Origin of the sequence: Nocardia colli (assembly GCF_008704205.1) — a bacterium.
GTDB lineage: Bacteria > Actinomycetota > Actinomycetes > Mycobacteriales > Mycobacteriaceae > Nocardia > Nocardia colli.
The window spans coordinates 67,180-80,360 of the sequence record NZ_VXLC01000025.1 but is presented as its reverse complement, the minus strand read 5'-3'; the positions used below and the strand labels follow the sequence as shown (position 1 = coordinate 80,360).

Sequence of the window (13,181 nt, the reverse complement as noted above, 5' to 3'; positions counted from 1 at the left end):
CATGGATTCCCCCTCGATCGACTTTCTCTATCTCTCCGAACCCGACATGATCGCCGCCGGCGTCACCGATATGGCAGCCTGCGTGGACGCCATGCAGGAGACATTCGTGCTACTGCACCAGGGCGATTACCGCATGGCCGGCCCGAACAGCGACTCGCACGGGGCGATGATCACGTTTCCGGACGACTCGCCCTTCCCGAATATGCCCGCCAATACCGCGGAGCGGCGGTTCATGGCGATGCCCGCCTACCTCGGCGGCAGCTTCGGCACCAGCGGGATGAAGTGGTACGGATCGAATATCGCCAACCGCGACAAGGGATTACCACGGTCGATTCTGATGTTCCTGCTCAGCGACACCGACACCGGTGCGCCGCTCGCGCTCATGTCGGCAAATCTGTTGTCCGCCTATCGAACCGGTGCGGTGCCGGGGGTGGGTGCGCGCCTGCTGGCTCGTCCGGACTCGCGGGTGGCCGGCATCGTCGGCCCCGGTGTGATGGCCCGGACCTCGCTCGCCGCGTTCGTCGCGGCGTGCCCGGACCTCGACACCGTGAAGATCAAGGGCCGTGGTCAGGGCAGCATCGACGCGTTCACCAAATGGGTCGCCGAGGAGTATCCGCAGCTCGAAACGATCATCGTGGACACGATCGAGGAGGCAGTGCGCGACAGCGACATCGTCACCTACTGCACCACCGGCGTGCCCGGTGATCCGGCGAATTATCCGACCGTCGTGCGGGATTGGGTGCGGCCCGGTGCGTTTCTGAGCATGCCCGCCCCGTGCGATATCGACGAATCCATGCAGGGCCCGGACGTCCGCAAGGTCGTCGACAACGTCCGCCTCTACGAGGCGTGGGCCGAGGAGGTCGGCCATCCCGTGCACCACCGGATCCCGATCATCGGCTGCAAGTTCATGGACATGATCCATGCCGGGACGATGGACAAGGACGACCTGGTGGATCTCGGCGCGATCGCCGCCGGCGCGCAGACCGGTCGCCGCACCGACGACGAGATCGTGCTCCTCTCGGTTGGCGGCATGCCGGTCGAGGACGTGGCCTGGGGGACCGTGGTGTACCGGAACGCCGTCCGGCGCGGCATCGGCACCACCCTGAACCTGTGGCAATCACCCGCTCTGGCATGACGACGGAAAGGTCTCGAACAATGGACGCGGATGTGGTCGTCATCGGCCTGGGCAGCGCGGGCTCGATGGCGTTGTGGCAGTTGGCAAAACGCGGGCTCGACGTGATCGGCATCGAACAGTTCGGCGTCGGCCACGCCCGCGGGTCGTACGCGGGCGACTCCCGCCTGTTCCGCTCCGCGGTGCACGAGGGGCCGCGGTATGTGCCCCGGCTGCGGCGAGCACGCGAGTTGTGGCTGGAGCTGGAGCGGGAGACCGGCAGGCACCTCTACGACGAATGCGGTGCGCTGCAAATCGGCGCGGCCGGCTCGGGCGGCATCGCCAAATCCATTGCCTCGGCCGAAGAATTCGGGTTGCCGCACGAGGTACTCGACGCGGCGGCGTTGCGTGCCCGCTATCCGCAGCACCGCGTCGACGACGACACCGTCGCCGTATTCGACCGGCACGCGGGCAGCCTGTATCCCGAGGCGAGCGTCCTCGCCGCCGTCGAAGCCGCCAGATCCCATGGCGCGCGGATCATTACCAACGCCGAGGTCACCGACTTCGACGAACGCGGCGGCCGGCTGGAGATCGTGACCCCCGACGTCCGGGTCACCTGCGCCAAAGTCGTTGTGGCCACCGGTTCATGGACCCTCCGGCTCCGCCCGGATCTCAAGGGGTTCCTCCAGATCCTGCCGCTCTCGCTCACCTGGTTCATGCCGCATCACCCCGAATGGTTTACCGCGGAACACTTTCCGGCGTTCATCCGCGACGCGGACGGCGTGCACCTCTACGGCACGCCCAGCCACGATTCCTACAGTGTGAAGGTGGCGACGGAGCCGCTGTGGGCCGCCATCTCCGGACCCGACGACGTGCCCGTCTTCAGTCGCGCGGATCTGCGCCGAATCAGCAGCTGGGCAGCGGATTTCATCCCCGACCTGAACCCCGAGCCGGTCCGCTACTCGATGCACCACGACATCTTCGCGCCCGGCGATCTGCCGCTCGTCGATCTGGACGAGGACACCGGAATGCTGCTGCTCACCGCGTTCTCCGGGCGCGGGTTCAAGTTCGCGCCGGTGTTCGGCGAGCTCGCCGCCGATCTGCTCACCGGAACCCGCAACGAGCTCTGGGACCCCGGTTTCGCGCTGTCCGCGCATCCGCGGTGAGGTCAGGACTTCGCTCGGCGGGTGCGTTCGGCGATGGCGCGCAACGTGCCGAGTTTGTGGTCCCGGGCAGCGAATTCGATCTCGCGCACGTCCGCGCCGGTCTCGATGAGGTCGATCAGGTGCTCGTGTTCGGCGATGGAGCCCTGCGCGCGGCCGGGCACGAACGCGAACGAGGTGCGGCGCACCAGGTCCAGCCGGGCCCACTCGGCCCCGGCCAGCGATCGGATGTGCGCGTTCGGGCAGCGTTGCAGGATCACGTCGTGGAAGTGGTGGTTGAGCTCGGTGAACGCGGCCGGGTCGAAGGCGGTCAACGCCTGCGACATCTGCCGGTTGAGCGTGCGGGCGCGGGTGATGTCGGTCTTGCGCATCCGCGTCGCCGCCGCGGCGGTCGCGTACCCTTCCAGCACCGCCAAGGTCTGCATGGCCTGCTGGTACTCGCCGGTCTCCAGATGTGCCACGCGGGCACCGACATTGCGGATGAACTCGACGTATCCCTCGGCCTCCAACCGGCGCACGGCCTCCCGCACCGGCACCGCGCTGACGCCGAATTCACGGGCCAGTTGCTCGAGCACGAGGCGATAGCCCGGCCCGTACTCGCCCGCGACGATGCGGGACCGGATGAGCTCGTAGGCGGCCTCGTGTTTGGATCCGGTCCCGTCCGGGCCGGTCGAGGGGGAGCGTTGCGGCACGGTGCCTTCCATGCCCATGATTCTGCGGCCGTTTCGCCGCGCCGCATCGCGCACCCGGTGTCCATCCGTTGACTTCACGCGCACACTGTCACGGCCGGGCCTGCGCCGGAGGCGGTCAGGCGGCGACGATCCATCGGGTGACGGACTACGACTTGCATGCCGATTACATCGTCGTCGGCGCGGGCACGGCCGGTTCGGTCCTGGCCCGCAGGCTGCTCGACCGCACCGAGGCCACCGTGCTGGTGCTCGAAGCGGGCCAGGCCGATACCAATCCGGCTATTCACGACCCGCTGCGGATGCACGAACTGTGGCACACGGCCGAGGACTGGGACTATTTCAGCGTCGCCCAGCCACACGCCGCCGGCCGTCGCCTGCATATGCCGCGCGGGCGGGTGCTGGGCGGTTCGCATGCGCTCAACGCGACCATCTACGTGCGGGGAAACCCGGCCGACTACGACTCCTGGGCCGAGTGCGGCGATCCGGGCTGGTCGTGGCGGGAGATCGAGCCGCTGTTCCGGCGGATCGAGCGCTACGATCGCGACGACTCGGGCGTCAAAGGCACCGGCGGGATGCTGGACGTGCTCAGCGATTACGCGGTCGATCCGATCCAGGAGGCCATCCTGGCGGCGGCCGAGCAGGCCGGGGTGCCCGCCAATCCGGACTACAACAGCGGGGTGCAGGACGGCGCGGGGCGGGCGCAGTTCACCCTGCGCGACGGGCGGCGCAGAACCACCGCCGATGCCTATCTCAAACCGGCACTGGACAATTCGCGGCTGAGCGTGCGGACCGGTGCGCGGGTGCACCGCGTCCTGATGCGGCAAGGTCGGGCCGTCGGCGTGGCCGGTAGCATCGACGGCCGCCCGTTCCGGGCGTCGGCGCAGGCCGAGGTGGTGCTGACCGCGGGGGCGATCGATTCCGCGGCGTTGCTGCTGCGCTCGGGCATCGGACCGGCCGGGGAGCTACGGGCCGTCGGCATCGAGCCGGTCGCCGATCTGCCGGGGGTGGGCAGGAATCTGCGCGACCACTGGCTGGTGCCGGTGATCTTCAGTGCCGAGCGCGAGATCGTGCACACGCCCGGGCTGCCGCACGCGCAGACGCAACTGTTCTGGCGCAGCGAGCCCGGGTTGGCCGTGCCCGATGTGCAGCCGCTGCATTTCAGCGTCCCGCTGTACGAGCCGTGGATGTCGGGGCCGGGCAACGGATTCTCGCTCATGGCCGGGCTGATCCGGCCCGACAGCGTCGGACACCTGACCGTGGCCGGTGCGGACGGGCCGACGCTGATCGACCCGGAAGTGCTTGCGGCACCGGCGGATCTGTATCGACTGGCCGACGCGGTGAACCTGTGCCGGCAGATCGGTGCGGCACCCGCGCTGCGGGACTGGGGCGCCGTCGAGCGGTATCCCGGCCCGAGCGTGGGGGCCGGGACGGACCTGCGTGACTACATCCGGCGCACAGTACTCAGCTACCACCACGTGAGCGGGACGTGCGCGCTGGGCGTGGGCCCGGAGTCGGTGGTGGATCCCGCGCTGCGGGTGCGCGCGGTGACCGGGCTGCGGGTGGCCGACGCGTCGGTGATGCCGACCATTACGACGGGCAATACCAATGCGCCCACCATGGTCATCGCCGAACGAGCCGCCGATCTGATGGCACCGCTCTAGCGCGAATCCGGTTGCCGGACAGGGAACAGCGGGTTGCCCGGCACCGCACCGAACGCCGATTCCGCGATGGTGCAAGCCTGCGCCGGGCAGCATGAGGCGATGACGATCCTGACCCGCATCGACAGCGCCCCCGTCGATCATGCCGAGGCGGACTCGCCGCTGGACATGGTGGTCGACGACCCGACGACCTTTCGCGGTCGCGTCCGTGGGCACGCCGCGGGGGAGTTGGTCTTCGCGGAGGTGTCCGCGATCGCGCACCGTGGTGTCGGGACAGTGCGCGACGAGTCGTATTACAAAGTGCTGGTGCCGGTTCGCGGGCACTGCCTGCTGAGTCAAGCCGGGCGACAGGTGCGACTCGCGCCGAATGATGTTGCGGTGCTGGATATGTCGCTGCCCTACTCGGTGCTCTTCGACACTGCCTGCCAGTTGCGGGTCGTGGTGCTGCCCAGCCGCGTGCTGCGCCTGCCGGCGACCGGAGTCGACGCGATCACCGCCACCGCGCTGTCCCGGCGGCATCCCGCGACGGCGCTGCTGCCGACCCTGCTGGCCGGGATGAGTACCAGGACAGGCGAATTCGGCACGGTCGAGCTGCTCCGGCTGGCCGATACCGTCATCGATCTGGTGACGACCGTGCTGGCCGCCCACGCGGGCGAAGATCCGGCGGCAACCGCCCACGGAGTACTGCCACGGGTCAAGACTTTCCTCGAAGACCATCTGGATGATCCGGACCTGTCCCCGGCGATGGCGGCCGCGGCGGCGCATCTGTCACTCGGCTACCTGCACAAGCTGTTTCGCGCCGAGGGCGCGACGGTGTGCGGATGGATCCGGCAGCGCCGGCTCGAATGCTGCCGTGCCGATCTGACCGATCCCGCGTTGTATGAACTCACTGTCGCCGCGGTGGCGGCGCGGCGGGGCTTCGTCGACGCGGCACACTTCAGCCGGCTGTTCAAACTGACCTATGGCGTGCCCCCCCGCGAATACCGAATCCTGCACGGTCTCGGCAACTTTCCGGCCGAATAGTTCAGCGCGGAGGGGTGCCGTCCTGCTGTTCGGCTTCCAGGAGGGCGAGCAGTCCGGGAAACCTGCTCTCGACGTCCGTGCGGCGTAGGCGGATGCCTTTGCGGTTGCCGTAGTCGATCTCGTCGATGAGGCCCGCTTCGCGCAGGACCCGGAAGTGGTGGGTCTGGGTCTGCTTCGAGATCGGGAGATCGAACGAGTTGCAGCCGCGCTCGCTGTCGGTGCGGTCGGCGGCCAACTTCGTCATCACCGAACGGCGGTGCTCGTCCGCGAGCGCACGAAGGACCACGCCCAGCTCGAGCGCGTCGACCGCGGGACCGACCAGGTTCGTTCCGGCCACAGGCTCCTCCTTCAGGTACGTCTTGCATCGTACCTTACGGGCGTGTTCTACTCGAGTACGAAATTGATCGTACCTAGACGTCCGGGAATACGGTCGTCGCTCCGAGAGGTCTTGTCATGAAGAAGCCCGAGGTACTGATAGTCGGCGCCGGAATCGCAGGCCCCGCGCTCGCGTACTGGCTCGCCCGGAATGGATACCGGCCGACCGTCGTCGAGCACGCCCGGCAGCTGCGCTCCGGTGGCAGCGCGATCGTCGTGAAGGGGCCCGCGATACCGGTCGCCGAGCGGATGGGCATCCTGCCGCAGCTGCGCGAGCTCGCCACCCGCAATCGGTCGCTGACCCTGCTCGACCCGGCCGGCAAGCAAGTCCTGCGAGTTCCCGCCTCCGCCGAAGGTGTGCCGACGGTCGAGGTGACCCGGGCCGATCTGTCCGAGGTGCTGCACCGGTCGGCGGACGGCGATGCCGAGTTCGTGTTCGACGACACGGTCACCGCGCTCGATCAGGACGAAGGCGGGGTAGCCGTCACCTTCCGACGGTCCGCGCCCCGGCGTTTCGACTTGGTGGTCGGTGCCGACGGGATGCATTCCACCGTCCGGCGTCTGGTGTTCGGGCCTGAGCGGCAGTTCGTGCGCGACCTGGGTCTGTACGGCGCGACCGTCCCGCTGGATCCCGCCGCCGTCGACGACCCGAGCGAGCTGACGATGCTGACCGTGCCGAACCGGATGCTGGTCGTGCACCCCTCGCGCAGCACGCCGCTCGCGATCTTCACCTTCCGGGCCGCACTACCGGCTGCGCACGACCGCAAGAACATCGCGCTGCACAAGCAGATCGTGGCCGACACCTACGCCGACGTGCGTTGGCGGGCACCGGAATTCGTGGCGGCGTATCTCGACCACCCGGCCCCGTTCTTCGACCCCCTGACGACTGTCCGGATGCCCTCGTGGTCGCGCGGGCGGGTCGTGCTGCTCGGCGATGCGGCAGCGGCCACCGCACTGCTGGGTGACGGGTCCAGCATGGCGATGGCCGGAGCGTATGCCCTCGCCGAAGAACTCGCCGCCCACCACGGCGCGCACGCCCGCGCCTTCGCCGCCTACGAGTCGCGGCTCCGCCGCGAAGTGCGACCGCGGCAGCGACGCGTCGGCGTGCTCTCCAGACTCTTGGTGCCCAGCACCCGATCGGGCCTCGCAGTACGCAACACGGTGGGCCGCGTGGTCGGTCGCGCGAACGGGATCAGTTCGCGCGAAACCACAAACGACGCCACCCCGTCGGCCGACACCAGTCCCGTCGGACACTAGGTCCGCATGGCCGCCTGGACCAAGGCGGTGTCGGTGAATTGTTCGAAGCGCGTGACGGTTCCGCCGGACAGCCGCCACACATGCACGAACCGAGCGGTCATCCACTGCCCGGTCGCGCGGAAAGTACCCGAGTAGTTGCCGATTCCGATGACGATGCCCTCCCCGCCGCCCGCGATCTCGTCGACCGCGGCCGTGTAGCCGTCCCATTCGGCGGCGATGCGGGCGAACACATTGTCGCGCACCGCGTCCGGGCCGATATAGGTGCCCGCGTAAGGGAACCCGGCCATCTCGGTCCAGGCCACATCGGCGGCCAGCGGGGCCAGCATCCCGGGCAGATCGCCCCGGTCGGAGGCCGCGTAGTGGGCCGTGATCACCTCGAGGTCGCGGTTCATGACGTTCGTCTCCTTCAAATCGGTTGTCCGTCTTGGGGATACTGCACTCGGCCCAGGCTGGTGATGTGCGCGCCGCCGGGTGCGTTGCGCACCGCGCCGCCGCGGCCGATGCCGAAAAACTTTCCGGTGGAACGCATTGCGGCGAGATCGTAGAGCCAGGTCGCGGCGACCGGGATGAGGAACTCGCGGAAGGTGAAGACGTAGAAGTCGTCCGCGAGTTTCCAGGTGGTGGTCAGGTCCACGTCGCCGTGACCGCGCTGTTCGCCGACCAGGCATTGCCAGCAGTAGCGCTCGGAGCTCAGGTAGACATGCTCGTAGAGATGGTCCGGGCTGTACCGGTACAGGGCCCGCCAACCCACCAGATCGCGAGTGGGGCCGGGGATTTCGCCGCTCGGGGTGCGGCCGTCGCCGGGATCGACCACGCCGGCGAAGAATCGCTGCGATACCTGCGGGACACCCGGCGTCGGTTGCTCGGCGATGGTCGATTCGATCGTCACGGTGCGCGCGGTCGGCAGGTGCAGCACCGTCACATCGGTGACGTGCGGCCGGTCGTCGAAGGTCTGATCGAGGAAGAACACGTCGGGGGAGACCTCGATCGCCTGATACCAGTCGGTGCCGGATTCCGAGCCGCGCGTCCACTGCACCTGATCGGCGGAGTCGAACCGGAGTTCGGTCACCACGTCGTCGGACCGGCGCAGTTGCCAGCGCTGGTCTTTCAGCCGATCGGTGGGCGGTATCCGGTTGCCGTCGATTCCGGCGGCGAAGTCGTCCATCTCCTTCCAGTCGGCGGGCGAGTTCCAATCCTGTACTGCGGTACTGTCTTCGGCCATCGTCGTCTCCTCAATCGTTGGGTGCGAACGCGATTGTGGGCAGGTCGACCGCGGACGCGCCGGCATCGGCGGTCACCACCGACCCGGTCATCGCCGCGGAATCGGCGGACAACAGGAAGGCGATGATGGTCGCGATCTCCGCCGGTTCCACCGGGCGGCCCAGAGGGGTGTCCCGGGTGACCAATCGGTAGGCGGCTTCGCGATCGATACCGCGTTGGGCGGCAAGCACATCCATCTGCTCGTCGGCCATGTCCGTGCGCACCCAACCCGGGCACAGCGCGTTCACCCGTACGCCGTCGCGGCCGTAGTCGCGGGCCAGTGACTTGGTCAGCCCGATCAGCGCGTGCTTGGCGGTGACGTAGCCGGCCACCGCAGGCCCGGCGAACAGTCCGGCCAGCGACGACACCACCACGACCGAGCCGCCCTGCGCGCGCAGCTGCGGCAACGCGGTGCGCACGGTGACGAACGCGGTGGTCACATTGGTCTGCATGGCGAGTTGCCAGTCGTCGTCGGTGGTATCGCCCGCCGTGCCGAGGCCGTGCCCGCCCGCGTTGGCGACCACCAGGTCCAGCCGGTCGTAGCGCTCGACGGCGGCGTTCACCATGCGCTCGACGTCCGCGGTGTTCGCGGCATCGCCCGCCGCGACCAGGGCGGCGTCGCCCAGCTCGGCGGCCACCGCCTCGAGTGGTTCGCGCCGCCGGCCGCACAGCACCACCGCCGCGCCCTCGGCCACCAGCCGCCGCGCGGCGGCCGCGCCGATGCCGGTGCCGCCGCCGGTGATCAGGGCGACCTGTCCCGCCAATCGTTTCGTCATATCCATCCGGATCTCCGCATCGCTGTTGTGGCGCCGACGGTATCCGGCGCGAACCGGCGAATTCGAGGGCTGCCCGCGGCGGGTGTTCTGGCGGACAAGGACTGTGCACGCAGGGACAAGGGATCTCGGGCGCGGTGCCGGAAGCTGGTTCGCACATTCGACGACAGGAACGCGATCGTGACCGCCAATGACACCGAACAGCGTGAACCGGCAGCCCGGCCCGCTACCGCCCCGGCCGGTATCACCCCCTTGCTGCGGCGGATGCTGCACACCGAGTCCAACAGTGTGCTGCTGGCGACCATCGCCCTGGTGATCCTGATCGGGGTGCTGCATCCGGACTTCTTGAGCGCCGGGCAGATTCGCGATGTCTTGCAGAGTTCGGTGTACGTCGGGCTGCTCGCCGCGGGGATGGCGTTCCTGCTGGCGATGCGCGAGATCGATCTGTCGGTGGGGGCCGGGTTCGCGTTGTCGCTGATCACCGCGGCGGTGCTGATGCGGTCGGGGGTGAATCCGTGGCTGGCCGCCGGGGCCGCGATCGTGTTCGGCGCGTTGCTCGGCCTGGTCAACGCGCTCGTCGTGCAGGTCATCGCGATTCCGGCGATCGTGGCGACCTTGGCGACGATGCAGGTCTACCGCGGGCTGGCGGCGGCGTGGAGCAACGGGCAGCAGGTGAACGGATTGCCTTTGCAGAACTCGTTTTTCACGGTGGTCGGCGGTGATCGGCTCGGCCTGCCGGTCAGCGTGTGGGTTTTGCTCGTGGTCACCGCGGCGCTCACGGTGATCCTGCGGCTGACCCCGTTCGGCTATCGGGTCCGGTCCATCGGATCCAACCCGGAGGCGGCCACGTTCTCCGGCATCTCGACGGGCCGCACGCGGCTGCTGGTGCTGATGGGAGTCGGTGCGCTGTGCGGGCTGGCCGGCGTGCTCGGCCTGGCGTTCTTCACCTCCGGTGACCCCAATGTCGGCACCGGGTATGAGTTGCAGGCCATCGCGGCCGCGGTGATCGGCGGCACGCCGCTGCGCGGGGGCAGCGCGACGGTGGTCGGCGCGGTCGCGGGCGCGGTGCTGCTCAGCGTGGTGTCCAGCGGGCTGGTGTATTTCGACATCCCGGTCAACTGGAGCGCGTTCGCCAGCGGGGTCGTCGTGTTGATCGCGGTGGCCATCGACAGCCTGCTGCGCAGCCGCCGACGCGCCAAACGGTCCGAATTCGGGCTCTAGCGAACATCTTTCGAAGGAAAAGGGATCGTGATGAATCGATCGAGTAAATGGCTGCAAGGTGCGGTCGCGAGTTGCGCGCTGGTCTTGGTCGCGTGCGGCAGCAGCGGCACCGGCACCGGCGGCGGGCCGAAGACCGGCACGCTGCACATGGCGTTCGTGTACGCCACCACCTCACAGAATCCGTTCCAGGAGATGGCTTTAGGCGCCGCGGCGGGGGCCGCCGACGCCGGGGACGTGGATCTGACCGAGACCGCGCCGCCGTCGATCAACGGCCCGCAGGAGGTGTCGCAGTTCCAGGCCGCGGTGCGCACCGCGCGGGACGGCGTCGCGATGGAAACGCTCACCCCGGATCTGTTCGTGCGCCCGCTCCAGCAAGCCGCCGCCGCGGGCGTTCCGCTGGCCACCGTCGACACCGTGCCGCCGCCCGGCGCGAAGGTGGAGCTGTACGTCGGCAACGACAACACCGAACTCGGTCGCAGCCTCGCCACCGAGATCATCAAGCAGATCCCGGTCGGCACCACCGGCGAGGTGGTCCTCGGCAACGACATCCCGGGCCTCGATCTGCTGAGCCAGCGGCTGGACGGCATGAAAGCCGTTCTGCAAGAACAGCGTCCGACGCTGACCGTGCTCGGGCCGTTCGACACCGGCTCCGAACCCACGGACAACTACAACAAGTGGAACAACACGGTGAAGGCGCATCCGGACGCGATCGCCTACCTCGGTGCGGGCGCGTCCGACGCGGTGTCGCTGTCGTTGATCCAGAAGAACACCGGCCGCCGGATGCTGGTCGGGTCCTGCGATCCCGACGCGCAGGCGTTGCTCGGGGTGAAGGACGGCTATGTCGCCGCGCTCGCCTCACCGGAGCATTGGCTCAAGGGCTACATCGCGATTCGGCTGCTCGCCGAGCACGCGCGCACCGGCAAGCCGCTGACCCAGGGCTGGTGGAATCCGGGCGGGCTGATCATCAATGCCGCCAACATCGACAACATCATCGCCCGTCAGCAGAACGACCAGAGCAGGCGGCAGTGGTTCGCCGACGCGGCCGCCCGTCAGCTCGCCGATCCCGGGAGCTACCTGCGGCCGTTGGCCGAGGCGAAATGACCGGCGCGCCAATGCTCGAGGTCAGCGGCGTCGGCAAAGCCTACGGCGGCGTGACCGCCCTGCACGATGCCAAGCTGACCGTCCGCGAAGGGTCGGTGCACGCGCTGCTGGGGGAGAACGGCGCCGGAAAGTCCACCCTGATCAAGGTGGTGTCCGGCGCCGTAGCGCCCGATCGCGGCAGCCTCCGGCTCGGCGGTCGCCCGGTGTCGTTCGGCTCGACCGCCGAGGCCGCCCGGAACGGGGTGGCGGTGGTGTCGCAGGAACTGAATCTGTTCCCGGACCTGGATGTGCTGGCGAATCTGTATCCGATGCGCGAGCCCACCCGCGGGCCGTTCCGGAATCGGGCGGCCATGGTCGCCCGGGCCGAGCCGGTGCTGGCGCAGCTCGGGCTGGAGGTGGACGTGCGGCGCGAGCTCGGCACCTTGTCGCTGGCGCAGCGTCAGCTGGTGGAGATCGCCAAGGCGCTGATCACCGAGCCGCGTGTGCTGATCCTGGACGAGCCGACCTCCGCGCTGGACGAGGCCGGCACCCGGCGATTGCTGAATATCGTTCGGGTACTGCGGGAACGGCGCGTCGCGGTGGTGTTCGTGTCGCACATCCTGGAGGAGACCATGGCGCTGTGCGACGAGATCACCGTGCTGCGCGACGGGCGGACGGTGCTCTCGGCGATGCCGCGGCCCGAGCTGGATCTGGACCAGGTGGTGACGGCCATGCTCGGCGAGCGGGACACCGTCGCCGCGGAAGTCACGGTGACGCGGGCGGCTGAGCCGGTCTCCGGTGCGTTGCGGGTAGCGGGCGTCGACGTGCCCGGCCGGTTGCACGGGATCGAATTCAGCGCCGCACCAGGCGAAATCGTCGGCATCGCCGGTCTGGTCGGGTCCGGGCACAGCGCCATCCTCGAGGTCGTGGCCGGGCTGTGCGCGCCGAGCGCCGGTCGAATCACCCTGCCGGACGGCCGATCCGGTCCCTCGGGCCTGCGTGCGGCGATCGCCGCCGGCGTCGCGCTGGTATCCGGTGATCGGCGGCGGATCGGGCTGATGCTGGACAAGCCGTTGTGGGAGAACACGGCCCAGATCCGGTCGGTGGCACTGGCGCGCGACGGTGCGCTGCTGACACCGGGCAGACTGCGGATCCGTGCACGAGAACTGGTGTCTCGGTTCCACATTCGAACCTCTGATGTCGATCTGGCTTGCGGCCTGCTGTCGGGCGGAAACCAGCAGAAGGTGGTCCTCGCCAAATGGCTGGCGGCCGAGCCGACCGTGCTGCTGCTCGACGACCCCACCCGCGGCGTCGACGTCGGCGGCAAGGCCGAGATCCACGCCCTGTTGCGCGCCGCGGCGGCGACCACGGTGGTGCTGCTGTGCTCGACGGACCTCGACGAGCTTGCGGCACTCTGCGACCGGGTGCTGGTGCTGTATCGCGGGCGTTTGTGCGCGACGTTGGAGGGGGAACGGATCGATCCGCACACAGTGCTGCACGCCATGAACACCGGAGCCGCCTGACCCGGACCGAACGCGGTGCGGGCGAAGATGTTCCACTGTCGCATAGAA

Annotated in this window: 13 protein-coding genes; 8 read left to right on the top strand and 5 right to left on the bottom strand. The window is 68.9% G+C overall.

Annotated elements, in window-relative coordinates; genetic code table 11:
* Position 1 precedes the first annotated feature (1 nt).
* Complete coding sequence (locus F3087_RS37020) at positions 2 to 1,135, top strand: tyramine oxidase subunit B (RefSeq protein WP_150406790.1); 1,134 nt, start codon at positions 2 to 4, stop codon at positions 1,133 to 1,135.
* Positions 1,136 to 1,155: 20 nt separating this feature from the next.
* The gene (gene solA / locus F3087_RS37015) at positions 1,156 to 2,277 is read left to right on the top strand and encodes an N-methyl-L-tryptophan oxidase (RefSeq protein ID WP_150406789.1); all 1,122 of its coding nucleotides are present in this window, start codon (positions 1,156 to 1,158) and stop codon (positions 2,275 to 2,277) included.
* A gap of 2 nt (positions 2,278 to 2,279) precedes the next feature.
* On the opposite strand, the gene F3087_RS37010 is transcribed toward solA, so the two are convergent.
* On the bottom strand, positions 2,280 to 3,044 hold the full coding sequence (locus F3087_RS37010) for a GntR family transcriptional regulator (RefSeq protein ID WP_223885633.1): 765 nt from the start codon (positions 3,042 to 3,044) through the stop codon (positions 2,280 to 2,282).
* A gap of 59 nt (positions 3,045 to 3,103) precedes the next feature.
* Here F3087_RS37010 and F3087_RS37005 point away from each other — a divergent pair, with 59 nt between their 5' ends.
* Both F3087_RS37005 and F3087_RS37000 read left to right on the top strand, forming a co-directional pair.
* Positions 3,104 to 4,624, top strand: coding sequence for a GMC family oxidoreductase (locus tag F3087_RS37005; RefSeq protein WP_150406788.1), 1,521 nt, complete (start codon positions 3,104 to 3,106; stop codon positions 4,622 to 4,624).
* A 99-nt stretch (positions 4,625 to 4,723) separates the two neighbouring features.
* Positions 4,724 to 5,644, top strand: coding sequence for an AraC-like ligand-binding domain-containing protein (locus F3087_RS37000; RefSeq protein ID WP_191094331.1), 921 nt, complete (start codon positions 4,724 to 4,726; stop codon positions 5,642 to 5,644).
* Position 5,645: 1 nt separating this feature from the next.
* Here the strand turns inward: F3087_RS37000 and F3087_RS36995 are convergent, their stop codons facing one another.
* Positions 5,646 to 5,981 (bottom strand): ArsR/SmtB family transcription factor, encoded by a 336-nt coding sequence (locus F3087_RS36995; RefSeq protein ID WP_150406786.1) that lies wholly within the window; start codon positions 5,979 to 5,981, stop codon positions 5,646 to 5,648.
* A gap of 116 nt (positions 5,982 to 6,097) precedes the next feature.
* On the opposite strand from F3087_RS36995, the gene F3087_RS36990 reads away from it, so the two are divergent.
* Positions 6,098 to 7,276 carry an FAD-dependent monooxygenase gene (locus F3087_RS36990; RefSeq protein ID WP_150406785.1) on the top strand — a complete coding sequence of 393 codons (1,179 nt, stop codon included), beginning with the start codon at positions 6,098 to 6,100 and terminating at the stop codon, positions 7,274 to 7,276.
* On the opposite strand, the gene F3087_RS36985 is transcribed toward F3087_RS36990, so the two are convergent.
* From F3087_RS36985 to F3087_RS36975, 3 genes are read right to left on the bottom strand one after another with little or no spacing between them, the layout of a single operon-like run.
* Positions 7,273 to 7,668 carry a nuclear transport factor 2 family protein gene (locus tag F3087_RS36985; RefSeq protein WP_150406784.1) on the bottom strand — a complete coding sequence of 132 codons (396 nt, stop codon included), beginning with the start codon at positions 7,666 to 7,668 and terminating at the stop codon, positions 7,273 to 7,275. The two genes, F3087_RS36990 and F3087_RS36985, sit on opposite strands and share 4 nt — an antisense overlap.
* A 14-nt stretch (positions 7,669 to 7,682) precedes the next feature.
* Positions 7,683 to 8,498 carry a molybdenum cofactor biosynthesis F family protein gene (locus tag F3087_RS36980; protein ID WP_150406783.1) on the bottom strand — a complete coding sequence of 272 codons (816 nt, stop codon included), beginning with the start codon at positions 8,496 to 8,498 and terminating at the stop codon, positions 7,683 to 7,685.
* Between the two features lie 10 nt (positions 8,499 to 8,508).
* Positions 8,509 to 9,318, bottom strand: a complete 810-nt coding sequence (locus F3087_RS36975) for an SDR family NAD(P)-dependent oxidoreductase (protein ID WP_150406782.1) — start codon at positions 9,316 to 9,318, stop codon at positions 8,509 to 8,511.
* Between the two features lie 171 nt (positions 9,319 to 9,489).
* Between F3087_RS36975 and F3087_RS36970 the strand changes: the two genes are divergently transcribed.
* From F3087_RS36970 to F3087_RS36960, 3 genes are read left to right on the top strand one after another with little or no spacing between them, the layout of a single operon-like run.
* On the top strand, positions 9,490 to 10,530 hold the full coding sequence (locus F3087_RS36970; RefSeq protein ID WP_223885632.1) for an ABC transporter permease: 1,041 nt from the start codon (positions 9,490 to 9,492) through the stop codon (positions 10,528 to 10,530).
* Between the two features lie 30 nt (positions 10,531 to 10,560).
* On the top strand, positions 10,561 to 11,631 hold the full coding sequence (locus F3087_RS36965; RefSeq protein WP_150406781.1) for a sugar ABC transporter substrate-binding protein: 1,071 nt from the start codon (positions 10,561 to 10,563) through the stop codon (positions 11,629 to 11,631).
* Positions 11,628 to 13,133 (top strand): sugar ABC transporter ATP-binding protein, encoded by a 1,506-nt coding sequence (locus F3087_RS36960; RefSeq protein ID WP_223885631.1) that lies wholly within the window; start codon positions 11,628 to 11,630, stop codon positions 13,131 to 13,133. Before F3087_RS36965 ends, F3087_RS36960 begins: the two co-directional genes overlap by 4 nt.
* Positions 13,134 to 13,181: the final 48 nt, after the last annotated feature.

What these genes read in the sequence shown, in the direction of transcription:
- F3087_RS37020 (WP_150406790.1), top strand. Translation starts at nt 2, where the DNA reads ATGGATTCCCCCTCGATCGACTTTCTCTATCTCTCCGAACCCGACATG.
- solA (WP_150406789.1), top strand. Translation starts at nt 1,156, where the DNA reads ATGGACGCGGATGTGGTCGTCATCGGCCTGGGCAGCGCGGGCTCGATG.
- F3087_RS37000 (WP_191094331.1), top strand. Translation starts at nt 4,724, where the DNA reads ATGACGATCCTGACCCGCATCGACAGCGCCCCCGTCGATCATGCCGAG.
- F3087_RS36990 (WP_150406785.1), top strand. Translation starts at nt 6,098, where the DNA reads ATGAAGAAGCCCGAGGTACTGATAGTCGGCGCCGGAATCGCAGGCCCC.
- F3087_RS36985 (WP_150406784.1), bottom strand. Translation starts at nt 7,668, where the DNA reads ATGAACCGCGACCTCGAGGTGATCACGGCCCACTACGCGGCCTCCGAC.
- F3087_RS36980 (WP_150406783.1), bottom strand. Translation starts at nt 8,498, where the DNA reads ATGGCCGAAGACAGTACCGCAGTACAGGATTGGAACTCGCCCGCCGAC.
- F3087_RS36975 (WP_150406782.1), bottom strand. Translation starts at nt 9,318, where the DNA reads ATGGATATGACGAAACGATTGGCGGGACAGGTCGCCCTGATCACCGGC.
- F3087_RS36965 (WP_150406781.1), top strand. Translation starts at nt 10,561, where the DNA reads ATGAATCGATCGAGTAAATGGCTGCAAGGTGCGGTCGCGAGTTGCGCG.
- F3087_RS36960 (WP_223885631.1), top strand. Translation starts at nt 11,628, where the DNA reads ATGACCGGCGCGCCAATGCTCGAGGTCAGCGGCGTCGGCAAAGCCTAC.